Here is a 21,323-nt window from a genome sequence, read left to right as displayed (position 1 = left end):
TTAACTTGAAAATATTTACCCAATAAAATAAATAAACTAATAAAAGTATGTCCAGTATAAGATGCTGGAGTTTAGTTTATAATCGGATTTTCAATTATCATTTCCATCTCGACTGCAGGAGATTTTGATTGTGGGAGAAATAACAGTTCAACCGGTTAATTTAAGAGTTTATACAAATTAGGAGAACCATTATGCATCATTTAACATCTAAATTGGTGATTTACAAAAATATCAACCCGGATAGTATCCTGTTAAGATTATCCAATATCTGCCAACAATTTGAATCAGGTGACTATGTGCAAGAAGACCTGATTTCAGATATTTATATCGAAATTAATCGTCTGCTTGATATTTCAACACTTTACGGCTTTGATAAAAATTTATGGCACAACTATCTGGCCTTTGTTCTGGCAATGACTGAAAACCCATTTACCCTTGTCTCAGAAAAAGTGGGAGTCAACCAAGGCACGGTAAATAAATTCGCCTGTAACGATTTTGGTATCTTCAAGCAGCTGTTTGATTATGACTTCTCTAAAATAGAAAAAGAACTGGACATTGACTGCTTTGGGATTATCACTGATTATGATGCTGTTGTCAAAAGCGAACAGATCTTCAACAAGAGTGTGAGTGAAAAAGTTCAAAAACTCAGCCAGGCCATAGAGCAAGCTAAAGATGACGATGAAGTATATAAAGTGGTTACAGATTTTTACAGAGTATATGGAGTTGGAGAATTTGGATTAAATAAAGCCTTCCGTATTTCACCTCAAGAGGAGTCCGGAATCTCCACTGGGGACATGTCTAGAATCGCGAGTGATGATAAGTCCAGAATCCTTTACCCCATTACCAACACCAGTGACATGCAGCTGGAGGATCTGGTTGGTTATGAATCTCAAAAAAGGGAACTGGTCCAAAATACCGAAGCATTTGTTGAAGGGCGCAAAGCAAACAATGTTCTTCTCTACGGAGATGCAGGTACAGGTAAGTCTGCCAGTATAAAGGCAATTCTCAATCAGTATTATAGTAAGGGTCTGCGCATGATCGAGATCTATAAACATGAATTTAAGGAACTTCCAAAGGTAATTGACGCGATAAAAAACAGGAATTATCGTTTTATAATTTATATGGATGATCTGTCCTTTGAAGAGTTTGAAATTGAGTATAAATATTTGAAGGTGGTTATGGAGGGGGGTCTGGAGGCCAAACCTGAAAACGTGCTAATCTATGCAACATCCAACCGTCGCCATTTGATCCGGGAAACCTGGAGCGATCGTTCGGATATGGCAGAGGATGAACTGCATCGCTCGGAGACTGTCAATGAAAAACTATCCCTGGCAGCCAGGTTCGGGGTGACAATTGGTTACTACACACCTCAAAGGAGTGAATATTTCAACATAGTCACCACTTTAGCCCGAAGACACCCTGAAATCACACTTACCGATGAAGAACTGATCTCTGAAGCAGGTAAATGGGAAATGCGTCACGGTGGAATGTCCGGACGCACAGCCCAGCAGTTTGTTGATTCCTTGTTGGCAGCTAGTGATTCATCCTAGTATTTCCACCAATAAGGTGGAGCTAAATGGTTCTCAAATAGTTAATTGTATTTTTTATTTAAAATATGACCTAACAAATGTTATTTTGAATAAATGGGATTCAACCTTAGTATAATGATTCATAGCGAGAATATGTTATAAAAAATATTGAGAATAAGTTTATAAAAAATTTAATTTGGGGATTTAGATATGGAAAAAACTTTAAACACTTATGAAATTGAAGATGAGTACTATGCTTCTTTTGCTAATAAAACAACATTATCCATAGAAAAAGGTGAAGGTGTCTATGCTACTGATGAGGATGGTAAAAAATATCTGGATCTTACTGCCGGATGGGGAGTAACCAGTATTGGGCATGCAAATCCAGTAATCACCGAAGCCATTTGTCAGCAAAGTAAAAAAATCATACAGAATCCAAACTCTGGAGCTACCTATTCACCAGCAAGGTCTAAACTTCTGTTATTGATGCAGGAGATACTACCTGAAAATTTAACCCGCATATTTTTTTCAAATAGTGGTGCCGAGGCAAATGATGCTGCTATTAAACTGGCAAGAAAAGTAACTGGAAAATTGAATATCATATCCACTGAAAAAAGTTTTCACGGAAGGACAGTTAGCACGGTATCTGCAACCGGTCAAAATTCCCACAGGGATAGGTTTAATCCACTAATTCCCCATCATATATTTGTTCCCTACAATGATATTCCTGCAGTAGAGGAGGTTATTGGTAACGATGTTGCGGCGGTAATCGTAGAACCAATACAGGGTGAAGGTGGTGTCAATGTTCCTGATCCAGACTACCTAAGTCAATTATCTGTTTTATGCACAGAAAATAATGTTCTTTTGATAGTAGATGAAATTCAAACCGGTTTTTGCAGAACTGGGCCTATGTTCATGTCTCAAGATGTTAAAATTGATATTTTAACCATGGCCAAGGGAATTGCAGGAGGATTCCCCTTCGGAGCATTTGCATTTACTGAAGAGATCCATAGCAAACTTGAAAAGGGAGATCACGGTGGCACTTACTGTGGCAACCCCTTAGGTTGTGCAGTTTCTTATGCAGTTATCAAATATATGTTAGATAATAAAATCTGGGAAAATGTGGAAGACGTTGGTAATTATGCAATCCAAGAACTGAACAATTTAAAGAGTGAATTCCCTAACATAATTAAGGATGTCCGGGGGAAAGGACTATTAATTGCAGTTGAAGTAGCTGGTGATAAGGTTGCAGCATTTATTAATTCCAACTGTTTGACCAAGGGCCTTATTTTAAATGTTACCCAGGGTAATGTGGTTCGAATGTTCCCAGCATTAAATATATCCCTGACACAGATGGAAGAAGGAGTAAGTATATTTAAAAAGGTCTTAAATGAATATAATGAACAGTAAATCCAGTTTACAGGACCATGAAAACCAATACACTTAAATTTTTTTATTTCAAAGATAAGTTTGAATGTTACTTCGTTATAGGATAGTTTAACGAAGTAAATAAAATATTTTATCTTAAAAATTAACTGACTTCTGGATAAATAATTTTTATATTACTCCATTGCATAGAATTTATTTAATTGTGGAAATTATCAATCATCATATAACCCCTCTGCTAATTTGAAGGAAATAAGTCATGACACTTGTAGAAAAAGACAACATCAAAAAACTTGAACCTGAATTTGGTAAAAAACTTTACTCGGTTCCTGAGTCTTATTGGATTTTTTACAATGGAATCCGAACTATGGGGTATATGCTCAGGGCTAAAAAGAGCAAAAATATGAGCCAAAAATTTATTGAAAGGATCATGCTTGCGGTGACCGAAGTTAATGGCTGTGCAATATGTTCCTACGCCCATACAAAAAGGGCCCTGGAAAGTGGAATGAGCACTGAAGAAATCCAGAAGATGCTTTCTGGAATCATGGACGATGTTCCTGCTGGTGAAATTCCAGCAGTCATGTTTGCACAACACTATGCCGATACTCGGGGAAACCCTACCCTGGAATCATGGCAACGTATTGTGGAAATTTATGGGATATCCACAGCAAGAGGCATTCTGGGTGCTACCCGCATGATCATGATTGGAAATACCTATGGTATTCCCTGGAGTTCCTTTTTCAACAGATTAAGGGGTCGGCCTGATCCCAGAAGTAGCATATCCTACGAGCTGAGCATGATGTTAGGAACCATTTTAACCCCAATTGCATTCATCCATGCTTTAATCTCTAATTTGTTTAGAAAACCAATCATTAACTTTTAAAAAAATATTAAGTTTTAAGAGGGAACTGAATTTTAAAGATGTTTTCTCATTCTAAGGATCTTAATCTGGAACGGATTTATTATATTTTAAAGAAAATATTGAAAAATATTGGTATTTTGCATGGTTGGGCTATATAGTTCATGAACTATTGTGGACAAATCACAGTAAAACAAAAACCGGGATTTACATTAATATGGGATTACTTATTAGGAAAATATATGGGGTTTACCTATTAGGAAACTGAAATTTTAAAATAAATTTAAATAAAAAAATTAGTAACCGTGATAACTTATATTAATGTGGTGATTTGAAGATGAAAGTTAAATACACTACCATCATTGTTAAGGATATGGCTGAATCTATTAAGTTTTACACAGATCTTCTGGGCTTTGAAATAGATACCCAGTACCATCTGGGGCCCGCTGGAGAAATCACCCTGATGAAGGGTGAGGGAGAGGCTATGATAGAACTCATCCAAAACCCGGAAGATAAACCGGGCTTGTTTTCAGTAGGGATGGATGTTGAGGATGTTCATGGTACCATTAAAGATCTTAAAGCAAAGGGTGCTAAAATCATAATGGAACCGGTTCCCATAACAGTGGGATTACTGGCATTCATAGAAGACCCTAATGGGGCCAGAATAGCACTAATTCAACATAATTAATCCTATTTTTTTTAAATACTACTTATCCTGCTGTTCTCGTCGCAAAAATAAGCTCTTTTTATTTATAATCACCTACTCATGCAATTTAACGCTTCTTTTCGGGTAAAATCTTTAAATCAGTAAATTTATCTATAATTGAGGATATTAAATATAATGGGTGTTTTTTTGGATAACTTAAAAGATATAATACTAGATTTAATTGATAGTAAACGTGAAGGTACATATTGGGATTTTAAAGAAGAACCTCACGAAGATAATTCATCATTATTGCATGATCTTATATGTTTAGCTAATTGTAACCATGAAGGGGATAAATATTTAATTTTAGGAGTTACTGATCCTGCTAAGGGCTGTGAAATAAAAGGATTAACCTCAGAACAAAAAAATAGGAAAAATCAAGTGAAATTAATAGATTTTTTAAGTAATGTTCATTTTGCAGCGGAAAACCGTCCTGAAATAGAAATTCAAAAATTAAAAATTGATGAAAAAGAAATAGATGTTATTATAATTAAAAATAAGAGATTTAAACCATATTTTTTAACTAAAGATTATAATAAAAGCAAAAAAGAGAAAATTGTTAGAGCAAATTATATATACACTAGAATAGGCGATAAAAATACTAGTATTGATAAATCGGCAGATTATAATCATATAAAAGAGATGTGGAAAGAACAATTTGGATTAAATTTAAAAATTGAAGATAGATTTAAAGAATTATTAGGAGATTATAAGAATTGGGAATGTGATTTTGATGGCAAAAAATTAGCATATCATAAAATACATCCTGAATTTACAATTGAACTCTCAAAATCTCAGAAAGGGGACATGGAACCATATTGTGCTTTTTATTTGAGTAATTCATTATATTATGGAAAATCTACATTTAAGCACAATTCTACACTAATTTTTGAGTGGAATTATGTTTATTGTGATGATTGCAGAGTTCTATTTCCAGAACCATCTTTTAGGACAGTAAATAGAAACACTGAGACTCATGGATTTTATTATTATAATTTAGAAAAAATAAGTGGTTTATTTGCAAGAATTATATCTAATAATTCCTTTGTTTTTGAAACTAGGACATTAGGATTTCCGGTAATTGTTTTTAAAGATAATGAAAATCTAAATGAATTTGCAAATTTTCTGGAGAATAATTTTAATATTATTGAAGAAATGGAAAGTGATGAACTTTTAAATTTAAACGATCCTAATGAGTACCGCCGAATGATTAATTTAGAAACTTTAGAAAAAATAAAAAGGTTTCATGAAGAAAACTGGATAATTTAATATTTATTCAATTCCAAATTTTGATATAATAACATTTTATTATTTTGGGCAGTTTTGTTATTTGGATTTATTTCTAATACTTTATCGACATTTAATGGCTTTTTTGTACTCATATAACTTAATTAAGGATAATCCTTTGTTATACCATGCGATCTCGTTCTTCTGATTTGTTCCCACTGCTTTTTCATAACTTTCTATAGCTCCCAATATCCTCCTAAATCATCCAAACTATTTCCCCCTATTAATAACCATGGGGACTCTGGCATTCATAGAAGATCCAAATGGGGTCAGAGTAGCACTAATTCAACATAACTAACCTATTTTTATTTTTACCCTTATTTTATACTTTTAAACCCAGAACATCAGCCATATCGCTGATTTTTCCCTCAGGAGCTTTGGTAACAACATAACGCACTGCTTTAATTGCTCCAGTTACAAATGCCTGTCTAGTTCCTGCTCTGTGGGTAATTTCCAATCGTTCACCCTCACCAGCAAAAAGAACGGTATGATCCCCAACAATATCTCCCCCACGAATTGCATGTACTCCTATTTCTCCAGGACTACGTGCACCTACCATCCCCCGTCTGCCACAGACACAGGATACATCATTCACTTTTTCCAGTTTATCATCTTCTCTTTCCAGTTCCTCCTCTCTTTCCAGTTCATCAGCTCTTTCCAGTTCATCAACTCGTTCCAGTTCACGAGCTATAATCTCGTAGGCCTTACAGGCTGTACCAGAAGGTGCATCCACCTTATGTTTGTGATGGGCTTCTATTATTTCTATATCGCAATCTGACAGAGTTTTTGCAAGGTCTTTGATGATCTTAAAGAACACATTCACCCCCACTGCCATGTTTGGAGAAATAACTGCCTTTATATTATTCTCTTCAATGGATTCAGTTATCAATGCCATCTGTTCATTGGATAATCCAGTTGTGCCTACAACCACGTTAACACCACACTCTGCTGCAGTTTGAATTGTTCTTACCGCAGAATTTGCTATGGTAAAATCAACCAGAACATCCGCTTTACGTTCATTCAAAACAGGGGCAAGTCTTTCTGCACCAGTTATGGGGACATTGATCTTTCCTGAACCTATTACATCACCCACATCCTTTCCCTCAAGTGGGGTATTAGGTGCACCAATGGCTGCCACAACTTCCATGTCTTCCTGTTTTAGTATGTTTCTAATTATCTTAGAACTTATTCTTCCGCCTGCGCCGGTTACAGCTATTTTAATCATCTTGTCAATCTCTCCCTATGAGCTCCAATCTAATATAACGATTTAATATTCATTTTTGCTGTTTATGTCTTCACATGTTATTCTGAGTTAATATAGTCTATTATGAGGTTAATATTAAGAAAATTAAATAAAAGAAGTTATTTTGTTTTCTCTAGTTGCCCTCCAGAAACTTCATTGAGATGGAAGGTGTATCTCCAGCTAAAGGTATTTCTTTGAGGAAGAAAGCAAAAATCAATCCTGCAAATGCAAGTAATATAGCTAAGAGGAAAATATTCTGGATAGAAAGTACCAGGGCTTGAATTTTGCTAAAATTAACTGCAGCTGAACTTACGAGAGTGTAATTCATTATATATCCAAATACTGGAACGAATACAATAGTACCTACATTTCTGAAAAACCGCATAGAAGCGGTTACAATGCCTATTTCTCGTAGTGTAAATGCATTCTGCACTGCTACATTAAATATGTTATAAGCCATTCCAGAACCAATACCCAGGACAGTTGAATAGGCCACTAACAAATAATAGGGTGTATCTGCATTCATTGAAGATAAGAGTACCACTCCTATTCCAGTGATGAGAAATTCTGCAATGACCAGCATTTTATATCTCCCGGTTATTGATATGATCTGCCCGGTTACTATTGAGGCCAGAGTAAGGCTTAAAAGCATAGGGATCATAAGCAACCCCGCATTTGTGGCACTAATTCCCAAAACTCCCTGAGCAAATAATGGAACGTATATTATTCCAGAAAACATCAATGCACTTGCTAAGAAGCTTTCTAGTGCAGATATGCTGAATATTGAATTTTTAAATAAGTTCAATGGTAAAATTGGTTCTGCAGCTTTTTTCTCAGCCCGGCAGAATAATATAAACATCACTCCTGAAAATATAAGAATTCCGATTATCTCAGTTAAGGAGTATGTATTTAAATCTCCTGCAAGTGTTAATGCCAGGAACAGTGAACTTAAAGTTAATGTAAGGGTAATCATACCGTTTACATCAATGATTTTTTTAACGTCTGGCAGTTTGAAGTTGGGAAGGGAATAAAGAATTAGGGTTATAGCAGCTATCCCTATTGGAACATTTATAAAAAATATCCATCTCCAACCGAAATTATCTGTAATTACACCGCCAAGAATTGGTCCCAAAACATCTGCAAGTCCAAATACAGATCCCACTATCCCCATATATTTAGCCCGGTCCCGGGGAGGGAAAATTTCTCCAACCACTATAAAGGGTAGAGATAGTAAAATTCCACCCCCAATTCCCTGAAGTCCTCTAAACAGGATCAGTTGAAACATATTGGTGGCAAAACCACACATGACTGATGTTATAACAAATATACCAATTCCTGCAATTAAAACATGCTTCCTACCATAAATATCTGATAATTTACCAAAAAAGATTATAGAAATGGTTGAAGTTAACATGTAAACTGTGAACGGCCAGACATAGTATTCCATCCCCTGTAGACTGTTAATAACCTGCGGCATAGCTGTGCCCATGATTGAATAATCAAAGGCAGCTACAAGGAGTCCGACCATTAATCCTGCGATTACCATATTTATTTTATCTTTAGCAAGATTATAATGATTTATATCACTCATATTTATCACTTGGCCTATTTTATAATCCTCTTGTAGCAATTCATTGGGGGGTTAACTTATTGTCTTTTTTTGGGACCCTGTGGAAAAGTAACGCCATCATTGCAGTTGCCACAGGAAATGTAAATGCAAAAAACACCAGCGAGAAGGGAAATCCAAAGTCCAGGTGTGTAACTGCTTGTATGATTGCAACAACTCCAAGTATGCCGTTTACAATAAATATCCATTTAATTGTAGTTTCCATTTTACCATCACTAAAGAGACGTCCCGTGAAAATCATTGATATGCTTAGCCAGGTGTATCCAAGTATTTCCATGGACCAGAAGATAGAATTTAGATTACCGAAGGCAAAGAGGGTAGTTCCATCAAGTAATCCTGTTGAAATACTCTGGGATATGGCACTCATCTGTAAATAGTAGTTAGCAGTGATCTGTGCCACATATGCCACTGCAAAGACAATACCCAGCAAACTCAATATATGTTTTTCTTCAGGAGCGAATCTATGAATGGCTACAGTTAAAATAAGGTATAATGGTGAAATGAGGAAACAGGGAATAACAAACATTAGTATTTGCCAGTAATGCTGTGTGAAAGATTGGGCATAAACTTCTATGCCCTGCCAGTTAAAATTCAGTGGAAATATTACAAATGTAACTACCAGTGCAATCAGAAACATGCTTGATGCGATAGTAAGGCCTGTTGCAGACCATAAACCAACTCTAGCCTCGAGTAAAACCTGTTTAGGTGTTTTTTTTAAATTTAAGTTTTCTATCATGATATTCCCTCAATAATTTTTGTTGCAGATTTTCCCAAAAAAAATTAAAGGAATCATTCTTCCTTAAAGAACATTTTAGTTCGCATTTCACCTAAATTGGAAACTATACGTGATAAGTCACTTCCAGGAATACTAACCATGATATCTTCAGGATTTATACCCATATTTTCCCTAGCTGCAACATCACCAAATCCATAAGTGACTTTTCCAGCCATATAGGGAGTTGCAGCCATTGAACTACATATGGGGGCTGCGTCAGCACCCAGGCCATGTTCTCCAGAATCATATGCATTGGCATGGAGAATTTCCATTCCCTGTTTCGCATTGCAGAGAATAAATATAACATCTGGTTCAAATTCTGCTTTATTCAGAGGAGCAAAACTAATTGAACTGAATATTCCAGGGTTTATGTATGTTTCATTTTCTCTTGAACGTTGAACTGCAGGAATACTCTTATATAATCCTTTAGGAACCATAAAAGCACCACTTTGCACGTTTGCCGGATATTCACTCATATTTTTAAGTCCAGAATATCTGGCACCACCCATGCATTCTTCCTCTTCAATGGTTGAATAGAATATTTCTCCGTTCATGGCTTTTTCAAGTTTACCGCAGAACCTTGATTTGCCCTCTTCTTTTTTGATGTTTTTGGGCTCATTTACAGACCACTTTATGGCAACTGGTTCGTTTTCTAATTTTAAAAGCTGGTTTAAATCATCTCCTAATCTGTTTAAATTCATATTTATCTCTCCTTTCTCATAAAAACGTTTATTTACTCATTTTTTCCATTTAAAATATTTCTGTTGATTTCATTTTTTCATTAACATGTGGAGAAAGAAATCCCCGATGTCACTGGTGAATTTATGTTCATCCATTCCCTTGTTCTCCAACAGCTCTTTAGCCCAGTCACCCATGTTCACTTTACCATTGTATATTACGGATAGGAGAATGGCAGCTTCAGTAGGATCCACATCTGATCGGATTTTACCTTCATCTACTCCTTTTTGTATGGAATCTATGCCTATGAGCATTATTTCTTTGAACAATTCCCTTACTTCCTGGAATTCCTGGCTACTGGTCATTTTCTCCATATCAAACTGTTTTTTAATTAATGAGGGTGAATATAAAAGCCGGAAATAATCGGGATATTCATTAGAAAACTCCTTATTTGCATTAACATATAATTTTAACTTTTCCAAACCATTATTTCCCTTTTCTACTTCTTTTTTAACCATTTCTGCCCAAATTCGAGTGCCACGTGAGACTACTGCAAAGTACAGTGATTCTTTATTTTTAAAATAAAGATAAAGTGTGCCTTTGCCAAGACCAACTTTCTTTGCTATTTCATCCATTGACACTTCATCAAAGTTTTTTTCTGCGAATAATTTCCTAGCAGCATCTATAATGTCATTTTTACGCTGCTGTTTTTCTCTTTCTTTCCATTTAGCCATTGACATATTGCTTCACTCCGAACATTGTGACTGATAACCATATTTTACGACTAATAATTTATGACTAACCATTTATTTATATGACTTACCAGTCAGTTATATGACTAATTGGTATTGTACTATTTAAATATTTTGATTTAAAATAAATTTTTAATTACTGTTGAAGAAAATTCCAGTACTTCTGAAATAGAATTTTTATAAAATATTAAGAATAAAGATGAATTAAATAGTATGTAGTTACTTTAATCTTTTAAAATAAAATATAAAATAAAATAATGTATAAAAAATAATTTAATGTTTCAGGAGGTTATGAAATTGCCATTAAAATGATTTGAAAAAATTAATGATGGATATGATTTATTAAATCGGTTCATTACCTATTCTATAGCAATACATTCCCATGGTTGGGATTCTGTATCAATAGTGGCGTATAACTCTTTTTCTGTATCTTTTAGTAAATCTTCACAACCAAATTTCAAATCTGCAGCCTTTTTAACCGAATACATCCTGCCTCTGGCACTTTTAACAATTATATCGCCCTCTCGACTTATACCTATTATTAACTGGTTTATTTCTTTTGCCATAGTACATAACTCCTATTTTTTTTAAATTAAATTTTATGAATACAATAATGAAAAAATCTAAACCATAACCAATTTACTGTACATATTTATTGTAAATTCAAGTAAATCAATTTACACTTTAATCATATTTAGACTTTTAATAAATTCAGATTTTTAATCAATTTCAATTTTAATAGTTCAAAATCTAAGTTTAAATAAATTGAAATTACTAACCTATTCCATTCCATAATCTAAAAATATTTTACACTATTTTTTAATTAGTCTTTTTTGTCCATGGGATGTCCTGCACCCAGAACTGATGTTATCCTGTTATTTTTATCTTTAATTGGTTTTACAGATATATCAAACCATTTAAATTCTCCTTCTTTGGTCTTATATCTTTTTTCTATCCTGTAATCATCAATTTCTCCTGATAAAAGTTTTAAAAATAAATCGGCCGTTGTTTCTACATCATCAGGATGTGTAATGTCAGAGGAAGTTAATTTTAAGAATTCCTGTTCAGTATAACCCAATTCATTTAATAAATATTTGTTTACATTAATCCAGTGTCCCTTCGTATCGGTGACTGCCAGAGCCCGATCAGACAGATCAAAAATAGTTTTAAGTTGAGCAGCATAATCCCGTATTTCTTTTTCTGATCTTTTACGTTCACTAATATCTTCTACAATGACCAGAGAATTAATAGGTTTTCCATCAGTAGAAATACCAAATCCTGCAGTTACTTTGGCCCAGATAGTTTCATTATCTTTGCGAATGAATTTTTTTTCAAGTTCATAGAATTTAATTTTTCCAATGCGTAAACTTTCAAGTAATGACAGTTCTTCCTGGATATAATCCGGGTGGGTGAATTCTTTAAAACTCATGCTTTTAAGTTCTTCCCGGCTGTAACCCAACATATCTTCAAAGGCAGAGTTACAATTAATTACATGTCCTTTAGTATCTCCAGTTACTATCCCCACTTTGGCGTTGTTATACAGGTTTTGGAAAAGTTCACCAACTTCATCTAATTCTTTTTTTAACATTTTATGTTCAGTTAAATCTCTACTTACCCCAGAAATACCCACAATTTCTCCGTTTATGTCATGGAGTGGATTTAAAATTACTTCATATTCGTAAACTTTCTGGTCTAGACCAATTGAAGATGTGATCATTTTAACAGTTGAATCAGTTTCACAAACATGATTGCGTATTTTAGCCCATTTATCATTTTGTTCTTCTGGTAAACCCAGTTCTGGCCCGGTTTTACCTATGATCTCATCTTTAGTAAGATTCGCAGAATCACAAAAATGCTTATTTGCGCTGGTAAATCTCCCCTCAAGGTCATAACTGTAAATAAAATCTTTACTGGAATCAAAAATCAACCTTAAATGTTCTTCACTTTCAGCTAATTTCTTATCAAGATCATGTTTATAAACAGCAGCTTCAATTGAGACCACTAATAATTCAGAACTAACCGGTTTACTCACAAAACCATAGGGATTGGTAAGTTTAAGTCTTTCATAAGTATTTTTGTCTGTAAAAGCACTCATATATATAACAGGAATATCTAGAAGAGTTTTGATTTTGTTTGTTGCTTCAATCCCATCCATATCACCTTTTAAGGTGATATCCATTAAAATCAAATCTGGTTTTAGTTCTTGAGCTTTTTTAATTGCTTCATCACCACTAGCAGCAGTTCCTACAACTTCAAAACCAAAATTTATTAAATTATGTTTGATATCCATTGCAGTAATGGCTTCATCTTCTACGATTAAAATTTTAGTCATATACAGACTCCCTACTCTTGTTATTGTATAGTTACTAACTTATATTAAAATTTAATTGAAATTCAGTGGAAAGAAAGAAATAAGACTATATTTAGTCTTAAATCCATATTATAAATGGTTTTAGAGTCAAATTGGTATTAAACACACTCTGGTTGTTTAAATTAGAAATGTATTTAAAATTTAAATATTATCAGTTAATTAGAAACATATAATACACCATTTGCTGTTATTAAAAATAAGAAAATTATTCGGGATTTGGGGATAAGATTTGTAGGGTATTCTGGATTTGGGGGGGATAAGATTTTCAGGGGTTAATTTTTTATAAGTATTAAGATTTATTGGTTAATTGGATTTATTGTTGGGGAAACTAAATTTTTACTTAAGAAAAACTTAAATGAATGGTTTTTTATTACTTTTTAGAAGGGAAAAATGAGATGGATACAGAAAAATTATGGACAAAAGACTTTATCCTGGTTTCGGTGATGAATCTTTTCGTTGCACTGACCTTGTACTTGTTGCTGGTAACTACTCCTTCTTATGCTCTAAATGAATTTCATACCTCAACCAGTATAGCTGGTCTGGTTTCAGGTATTTTTATTATTGGTGGATTGTTCGGACGATTAGGGATTGGGCGCATCATTGATGATGTGGAAAATAGGAAAGTTTTAATTCTCAGTGCACTGGTTTTTGCCATTACATCAGCATTTTATCTGGTGGCAAATAATTTACCCCTGTTGATACTCAACCGATTCATACAGGGAATGGCCTTTGGAGTGGCAACCACAACTTTGGGAACAATTGTTGCTAATATTATTCCACTTCACAGACGAGGGGAAGGTATTGGTTACTTCATGATGAGTACAATAATAGCAACAGCAATTGGCCCTTTTTTAGGGATCATTTTACTCGAATATGCCAGTTTTGACATAATTTTCATTTTTAATCTAATATTATCCCTTTTATTCCTTGCCATATCCTTTACAGTCAGTGAACCTCAACATATTCTACCCAGACCAGAAAAAACCGAAAATCAGGGTAAGTTTAAAATTTCAAATTTCCTGGAATTTAAGGCCATACCAATCTCGGTTGTTGCATTGATCATGAGTTTTGCCTATTCAAGTGTGTTAACATTCATATCAATCTATGCTGAGGAGATTCATTTGGTAGAAGCTGCCAGCATGTTCTTCGTAGTATACGCAGCGGTAGTCCTCCTATCCCGACCATTTTCGGGCCGCCTACTTGATTCTAAAGGCGCAAATATTGTAATGTATCCCTGCCTTTTCATTTTCGCAATTGCAATGCTCTTATTCAGCCAGGCCCGGCTTGGAATAACTTTACTCCTGGCTGGAGCACTGTTTGGTTTAGGTTATGGTAATTTTCAATCCGTTGCCCAGGCAATTGCCATTAAAGCAGCCCCACTGCATAAAGTAGGATTGGCAACAGCCACCTTTTTCATGTTTTATGATTTGGGATTTGGTATAGGACCCTATTTATTCGGATTAATCATTCCTTTCACTGGATACCGAAATTTATATTCAATAATGGTTGTGGTCATACTTGCTGCCATTGTGTTGTACTATTTAGTACATGCGAAAAAAGGCCAACAGAAAAATACCAGTTAAGTAAAATACAACTAAGTTGGAACAAAATTTCATTAAAACTAACTAAAACCATGTTAAAATAGGTATAGTCAGTGAAGATAGGGATAGTTGGTTAAAATGAGTATGGTTAGATAGAGATATTAAATTAAATAGGGACCATTAGTTTAAAAAAGGAATGGGCTAGTTTAAAAAAAAGATTAAATGGATAAATTCACGCTTTATATCACGCTTTTAAATCAATACCATCAATGGCACAATTACGTGCAACACGATATCTGCTGAAAAATGGGATATCATGGCTGATTCTAAACCTTTCTTCCAGTAAAGCCACCCGCATATTATTCCCGCCACTGAGTTTAAAACGATAGTACGGATTATAACCAGTGGTGTGAGGGTGGTTAGAGTCATTACTGCTGGTAAGTGTCCTGCACCAAAAAATATTGCTGCTAAAATAATAGCTAACCACATACCTATCCTGGTTGGTTTCCCTTCACTGGTTTTTTTCACCTTAAAGAGTATCCACACAATAAGTGTCATTAAAAACAATCTTAACAGGAGTTCTTCATTTATTCCACCGTAGAAAGATGCTAAAAATCCCATCCATACTGGTGGATTAATGGAAGTTTGAGTTACACTAATTGCCACTCCTGCAACCGAAAACAGATAATCTAAAACAGTTATGATTATTCCTGCGACTAATCCCAGTCCAATTGACAATCCCAGTATTGATTTTAAGTAACTTTTAACTTCCCTACCTTCAAGCCACCCCTCCAGAATAGGAAGTCCCAATCCAACTTTTTTAGCCAGGTAAAGGCCGATAAAGATGGTTATGGCAAAGAGTATCACTGCCTGAATGAGCTGAGAAATCACCAAGACATATAATGGCACGGGTAAATTTTGCAGTATGCTTCCTTGAAGTGTTAGAGTGTAAGGCAGCACTGCCAAGGACCCTAAAATACTTGCAACCAGTAAAATGATATACATTTTCCAGTTAACAATATGATTTTTGGATACAGAATTTGTTCCATCTGAGGTTTTATTTTTAATTTGCATTTTTTTTATCCTCCCTTTATGAATTATTATTCTTTAATGAATGTACCATCATGTCCACAGTATACTCAATTAGTTCCTCCTGTGTCAGATCATTATTTTTCATATGCATTTTGATTGTTGGGGGCAGATTGAATACATTTTGCATGGATGAAGCTAAAACTAGATTAGTTTTTACTGGATCTAGATCTGATCTAATTGTTCCATCTTCCATGCCCTTTTGAAGTGCTTTACCAAACAAAGAAAAACCTTCTATTCTGCTTCTTTTTATTTCTTCCATTTGGGGGTGATCATGATCAATTGAAACCTTGTATGAAGCCCAGTTTACATCATAATAATCAGGGTATTCTTTATAGAACCTATAAAATGCATCTAAAAGCATTTTGACTTTTTCAATCCCAGTTTTGCCGTTATTATAATTCTCTTTGAACATTTTATTTAGAATCTGTGTACCCCTAATGGATATGGCCAGATATATTTCTTTTTTATTTTTAAAATAGAGATATAGAGTACTTCTGCCTAATTCTGTTCCTTTAGCTATGTCTGCCATGCTAATATTTTCATAGCCTTTTTCAAAGAATAATTTCTCGGCAGTATCTATAATATTCTTTCGCCGCATTTCTTTTTCTCTTTCTTTCCTATCGGATATTGTCATTCCAACCACTTCTAATGACATACTTTCACTAATTGTCATTGAATAAACATTTACGTAATAAATGTCATGTAATGACATTATTTAATAAAATGTCTAAGAAGTATTTAAAGTTTTCCATAAATTTTTTAAAACCAATAAAGCACTAATCTCTAACCGTTTGATGTTTAACTGTTTGATATTACCGTTTGATGTTTAACCACTAAATTTCCAAACCAATATTGTCCCGATTTAATTTGCTCAGAAAAAGTAGTATTCAGATTTAATTTGCTCAGAAAAGCAGTATTAGATTAAAAATTAAATGAAAAATAAAAATAGATAATTATGTGTGTTTTAAGTTCAGTTTTTTAGTGATCTATTCTTTATGCAGTGTTGATAACTTTCAGAGACTAAAACCTTTTGCTGTAGTCCAGCTCACGAAAGTTAATATGGTATTTGGTCCCATGACTCCTATCAATTGTAATATTACCATCAAGCTGGTTAACTAAACTATTTACCAAATCCAGTCCAAGAGAATCAATTTTTTTAAAGTCAAAGTCTTGGGGTAAGCCAATGCCATCATCAGCAACAGTTAAGGTGTGATTATCATTTATTTCAAGTTCAATGGTTATTGAACCATTTTCATGGGGGAATGCGAATTTTAAACTGTTTGTCACCAGTTCGTTGATGATTAAACCAAGGGGTATTGCAGTTTCCATGTTCAGTTCAACATCTTCAATATTTAAGATTAGTTCAATTGTGCCGATTTTAACTTCATAGGTATAAAAAATCTCTGAAACCAATTTTTCTACATATTCCTTGAAGTTTATATGGCTAAGATCATGAGATATGTATAATTTCTCATGAATCATGGCCATGGACTTAACCCTACTTTGACTATCTTTAAGAATGTCTTTCGACTCTTCTTCCTTAACATAACTACGTTGGAGGTTGAGCATGCTGGATATGATCTGCATGTTGTTGTTAACCCGGTGGTGAATTTCCCTTAATAAATCGTCTTTTTCTTCCAATGACTTTTCAATTTTTCTTTCAGCCATTTTACGTTGAGTAATATCCTCAGAAATACCTAAAAGATAATTGGGGTGACCTTTTTCATCAAGGAGTGGTATTTTTTTGGTGTGTAATATCCTTTCACCCTGGTTCTTGGTGTGGATGGTTTCTTCGAGAATATCCTGAAGTTCCTTCCTGTTTAGAACTTCTCTATCCTTTTTGGTGTAAAAATCAGCTTCGTCCCTGGTGAAAAAATCATAATCAGTTTTCCCAATCAATTCATCCCTATTAAAACCCCAAATTCGTTCTGCAGCTTTATTAACCCTTTCAAATTTAAGTTCATCTGCAGTTTTCACGAAGATAACATCGGGTATGTTTTCAATGATGTTCTCCAAAAACTGTTCATTCTCTCTTAATGCTTTTTCTCTTAATTTAAGATCAGTGATATCCTCCAGTACTAATACTATTCCCTCTATTTTCCCATCTTTTTTCATTGGACTATAATTGGCTTTAACGTATTTTGTTTCGCCTTTCCGATTCACATATTCCCATTCAGAGGGAATTGATTTACCAATTAAAATATTTTTAAATGCAGATAATGCTTTATTTAAATTTACTTTTAATTTTGGGGCTATTTGCGTCACGTTTTTACCTGTGACATCCTCAAATCCAGTTAACTTTAATGCTTTAGGATTTGTTCCGATAATGGTACCTTTTTTATCAAATAAAACTATGCCCTCTGATGCAGTTTCAACTACATAGCGATATTTTTCCTCACTTTCACGTAACTTTTTTTCAGCTTTCTTGATACTGGTAATGTCACGAGCTAAACCCATGATCATCTTTCTATCATTAATTTCAACTCCAGCAAAGCGTATTTCCACCGGAAATTCAGTTCCATTTTTTCGTTTCTGATGGCCATATAAAGTGAGATGTTTTTCTGTTATTTTAGACCATTCTTTCTGGGCGTTTTCCAGGTTGAAATCCAGTTCTATATCCATTATATTCATCTGCAATAACTCTTCCCTGGTATAACCTAAACTTTCAATGGCCTGCCTGTTAACATCCAGTATATTCCCGTTAAAATCATGCACAAAAAGGGCATCGGCAGCGTTTTCTACCAGCTCTCGGAATTTATGTTCACTCTCACTTAGAGCATTTTCTGCATTTTTCCGGTCGTTGATATCTTTGTTACTGGCCCTGCGACCTAAAAATTCACCATTTTCCGTGAATATCGGTTGACAGTTATGGCTGATCCATATTTCTTCACCATTCTTTCTAATTATCCGGAATTCAATATAACTATTTATTTTTGCAGTGAATAACTCATTTTCATGTTCGAGAATTATTTCTTTATCATCCGGATGTGTAATTTTCACCAGTAACTCAGGATCATCCTGGAATTCCTCTGGTTTATAACCTGAAATACGTTCACATGATGGGGAAACGTATAATAAACTTTTATCCGGACTGATCCAGTACTCCCAGTCGTAAGTAAAATCAGCAACCATTTTAAACTTCTGTTCACTTTCTTTTAAATCCATTTCGAGCTTTTTACGTTCACTGATATCCTTTAAAGTTCCAAAAACAGCGCTTATTTTTCCTTCATCATCAGTTAGGATGGATGGACTTAAGATTACCGGGAACCTTTCCCCATTTTTCCTTTTAAAAATCAGTTCGACTTCTTTTAACTTTCCTTTCAAAACCTTTTCAAGGTTAGACTGAATTTTATGAGTTTCTTCTCGAGGCCAGTAAGGATGGGGAAGTCCGGTTCCAATTAACTCCTCACGGGAAAATCCAGTCATCTGAGAAAGGGCATGATTAACATTTAAATGCACTCCATTTACATCTAAAATAGAAAATCCATCACCCATTGAATCGATGATATTCTCATTGAACTTGTTACTTTCAATCAATTTTTTTTCTGCTTTTTTACGGTCAGTTATGTCAATGGATAGGATGAAAATTCCTTCGGGTACTGGAAAAACACGCAGTTCAAACCACCTGCTGGTGCCATCTGGATAAATGAAATAATTTTCCATCTGATCTGATTTGCGTTCTTTCATAGCCTCTTTCAGCATACTGAACATTTCAGTATCAACTATATCCGGGTACACCCCCATCATGGTGTGGCCCATTAAATCTTCTTTTTCTAATTTAGCATGTTGGGCAGCGGCTTCGTTTAAATAAATATAACGCCAATCTGGGCTGATAATCTGACATCCTTCCATCATATTATCCAGGGCATTTTGATATTTTTCTTCATTTTTCTTAATTTCAGTTATATCCCTTCCCACTACCACCGAACCGGTGATTTCACCGTTTTCATCCTTTATAGGTCCAAAACTATAACTACCCCACCATTTCTCTCCAGTATCTTTCCTTTGAAGTATGTATCGTTCATTGAATACCTTTTCACCTCTAAGAGCCCTGGGAACTGCCCACATATCCAGTGGGGCTAAAGTACCATCTTCAAAATAAACATCAATATAATCAGTGAATTCGGATAGTGTTCTGTAAATTTCTTCTTTGCTTTTGAACTTATGAAAGGTGGCAAAAGCCTCATTGAAGTCAATGAAATTTCCATCAACATCAGAAACAAATACCGCATCATTCATACTCTCTATTACTGTGTTGAGTTTGTTTCTGCTTTCAATTAAATTTTCTTGAATCTCTTTACGTTCAGTAACATCAACCACGGTACCAACGAGGCTGGTGGCATGTTTTTGGTCGCCTTCACCCTCAAAAGTTGCCGTTCCATGTGCTTCAATCCACCGTATATTCTGATCACGATAAATACGATATTCTGCAGAATATGGTTGGGGTCTGGCAGGATCTAGTGCTTTTGTTACCTTTTTCCAGACACCTTGAATGTCATCAGGATGCAAAAGTTTAAGAATCTCCTGATTTGGACATTCACTTCCACTAATCCCGAAAATCTCTTTATATTTGTCATCATAGGTGGAAATATCGTTCAAGGGGTCATAATGCCACCAACCCATTTTTGCAGCATCTAGAGCAAGTTGAAGTTGTTCGGAAAGTGTTTTCTGATTATCTTCCGCTTTTTTACGTGATGTGATGTCTTCAAATGTTGTGTAAACTTGATACGGTCTGAGTTCCCCCTCTTTAAATTGGGGGATGGCATCTATTTTAATCCAGTTGTTCTCATTTTTTTCAGGGTTAAAAATACCCATAATAACATTTTTAACTTTTTTTCCAGTTTTTAAAGCCACCATGGAGGGGTGGTCTTCACCAGGAAATGCGGATCCATCTTCATGAATACTCTTCCAGCGAGGATCAGATGAAGTTCTTCCATTCATTTCATCCATGGTCAGGCCCAATATTTTTTCTGCTGCTGGATTTGCAGATATTACTTTACCAGTACTATCCTGGTAAACCAGGCCCAGAGTCATGGTTTCGAAAAGACTGCTAAAAGTTTCTTCACTTTTCATCCGGGCTTTTTCGCTTTTTGCCAGCAATTTTTCAGTCTTATTTTTGTAGATAGCTAGTTCAATTGCGTATTTAATTTCAACAGCATCAAATGGTTTGGTTAAATTAACATATGGTTCAAGTCTGGTTTTTACAATAGTAGTTTTATCAGAATTATTAACTAAAAATATGGTTGGAATATTAAGTTTTTTTAAGTTAAAAACAGTATCAATAATGTCCTGTTTATCAGGGGTGATAAGGTCCATTAAAATGAGATCCGGCATTATTTCTAATGCTTTATTAATTACTTCTTCGCCTTCACCGGCCATGTAAGATACTGAATAATCAAAAGATTCAAGAATCCTTTTAGTATCCATGACCTCAACAGCATCATCCCCCACCAAGAAGATTTCGACATCTGTCATAT

17 protein-coding genes are annotated in these 21,323 nt (G+C 34.6%); 6 read left to right on the top strand and 11 right to left on the bottom strand.

The window, feature by feature from the left end:
• The first annotated feature begins 191 nt into the window (after positions 1-191).
• The 5 genes from A994_RS05865 to A994_RS12870 all read left to right on the top strand — a co-directional run bounded on the left by A994_RS05865 (position 192) and on the right by A994_RS12870 (position 5,749).
• A complete protein-coding gene (locus A994_RS05865; RefSeq protein WP_004030434.1) occupies positions 192-1,550 on the top strand; it encodes an ATP-binding protein in 1,359 nt (452 codons plus the stop codon).
• Positions 1,551-1,739: 189 nt separating this feature from the next.
• The gene (locus A994_RS05860; RefSeq protein WP_004030433.1) at positions 1,740-2,939 is read left to right on the top strand and encodes an aspartate aminotransferase family protein; all 1,200 of its coding nucleotides are present in this window, start codon (positions 1,740-1,742) and stop codon (positions 2,937-2,939) included.
• Positions 2,940-3,174: 235 nt separating this feature from the next.
• The gene (locus tag A994_RS05855) at positions 3,175-3,798 is read left to right on the top strand and encodes a carboxymuconolactone decarboxylase family protein (protein WP_004030432.1); all 624 of its coding nucleotides are present in this window, start codon (positions 3,175-3,177) and stop codon (positions 3,796-3,798) included.
• A 313-nt stretch (positions 3,799-4,111) separates the two neighbouring features.
• Positions 4,112-4,462, top strand: a complete 351-nt coding sequence (locus tag A994_RS05850; protein ID WP_004030431.1) for a VOC family protein — start codon at positions 4,112-4,114, stop codon at positions 4,460-4,462.
• A gap of 165 nt (positions 4,463-4,627) precedes the next feature.
• Positions 4,628-5,749 (top strand): ATP-binding protein, encoded by a 1,122-nt coding sequence (locus tag A994_RS12870; RefSeq protein ID WP_157787265.1) that lies wholly within the window; start codon positions 4,628-4,630, stop codon positions 5,747-5,749.
• 81 nt (positions 5,750-5,830) lie between these two features.
• On the opposite strand, the gene A994_RS13620 is transcribed toward A994_RS12870, so the two are convergent.
• The 8 genes from A994_RS13620 to A994_RS05810 form a co-directional block, all read right to left on the bottom strand.
• Positions 5,831-5,956, bottom strand: a complete 126-nt coding sequence (locus A994_RS13620) for a hypothetical protein (protein ID WP_272942732.1) — start codon at positions 5,954-5,956, stop codon at positions 5,831-5,833.
• 133 nt (positions 5,957-6,089) lie between these two features.
• Entirely contained in the window at positions 6,090-6,992 is a 903-nt protein-coding gene (gene dapB / locus A994_RS05840) for a 4-hydroxy-tetrahydrodipicolinate reductase (RefSeq protein WP_004030429.1), read from the bottom strand.
• A 151-nt stretch (positions 6,993-7,143) separates the two neighbouring features.
• Entirely contained in the window at positions 7,144-8,601 is a 1,458-nt protein-coding gene (locus tag A994_RS05835) for an MDR family MFS transporter (RefSeq protein WP_004030428.1), read from the bottom strand.
• A gap of 40 nt (positions 8,602-8,641) precedes the next feature.
• Entirely contained in the window at positions 8,642-9,274 is a 633-nt protein-coding gene (locus tag A994_RS05830; RefSeq protein WP_157787264.1) for a hypothetical protein, read from the bottom strand.
• Positions 9,275-9,426: 152 nt separating this feature from the next.
• Entirely contained in the window at positions 9,427-10,113 is a 687-nt protein-coding gene (locus tag A994_RS05825) for a DUF169 domain-containing protein (protein ID WP_004030426.1), read from the bottom strand.
• Between the two features lie 69 nt (positions 10,114-10,182).
• Positions 10,183-10,830, bottom strand: a complete 648-nt coding sequence (locus A994_RS05820) for a TetR/AcrR family transcriptional regulator (protein ID WP_004030425.1) — start codon at positions 10,828-10,830, stop codon at positions 10,183-10,185.
• Between the two features lie 371 nt (positions 10,831-11,201).
• Positions 11,202-11,408 (bottom strand): hypothetical protein, encoded by a 207-nt coding sequence (locus A994_RS05815; RefSeq protein WP_004030424.1) that lies wholly within the window; start codon positions 11,406-11,408, stop codon positions 11,202-11,204.
• Positions 11,409-11,665: 257 nt separating this feature from the next.
• On the bottom strand, positions 11,666-13,174 hold the full coding sequence (locus tag A994_RS05810) for a PAS domain S-box protein (RefSeq protein ID WP_004030423.1): 1,509 nt from the start codon (positions 13,172-13,174) through the stop codon (positions 11,666-11,668).
• A 434-nt stretch (positions 13,175-13,608) separates the two neighbouring features.
• Here A994_RS05810 and A994_RS05805 point away from each other — a divergent pair, with 434 nt between their 5' ends.
• Positions 13,609-14,796: an MFS transporter gene (locus tag A994_RS05805; RefSeq protein ID WP_004030422.1), complete on the top strand. Its 1,188-nt coding sequence runs from the start codon at positions 13,609-13,611 to the stop codon at positions 14,794-14,796.
• Positions 14,797-15,006: 210 nt separating this feature from the next.
• On the opposite strand, the gene A994_RS05800 is transcribed toward A994_RS05805, so the two are convergent.
• The 3 genes from A994_RS05800 to A994_RS12865 all read right to left on the bottom strand — a co-directional run bounded on the left by A994_RS05800 (position 15,007) and on the right by A994_RS12865 (position 21,321).
• Positions 15,007-15,828, bottom strand: a complete 822-nt coding sequence (locus A994_RS05800; protein ID WP_004030421.1) for a CPBP family intramembrane glutamic endopeptidase — start codon at positions 15,826-15,828, stop codon at positions 15,007-15,009.
• Positions 15,829-15,844: 16 nt separating this feature from the next.
• A complete protein-coding gene (locus A994_RS05795; RefSeq protein ID WP_004030420.1) occupies positions 15,845-16,501 on the bottom strand; it encodes a TetR/AcrR family transcriptional regulator in 657 nt (218 codons plus the stop codon).
• 365 nt (positions 16,502-16,866) lie between these two features.
• Positions 16,867-21,321 (bottom strand): PAS domain S-box protein, encoded by a 4,455-nt coding sequence (locus A994_RS12865; RefSeq protein WP_004030419.1) that lies wholly within the window; start codon positions 21,319-21,321, stop codon positions 16,867-16,869.
• Between the last annotated feature and the right edge of the window lie 2 nt (positions 21,322-21,323).

The organism is Methanobacterium formicicum DSM 3637 (assembly GCF_000302455.1).
Taxonomy (GTDB): domain Archaea; phylum Methanobacteriota; class Methanobacteria; order Methanobacteriales; family Methanobacteriaceae; genus Methanobacterium; species Methanobacterium formicicum_A.
The sequence above is the reverse complement of the archived record's forward strand: the minus strand, read 5'-3'. Positions and strand labels throughout refer to the sequence as shown.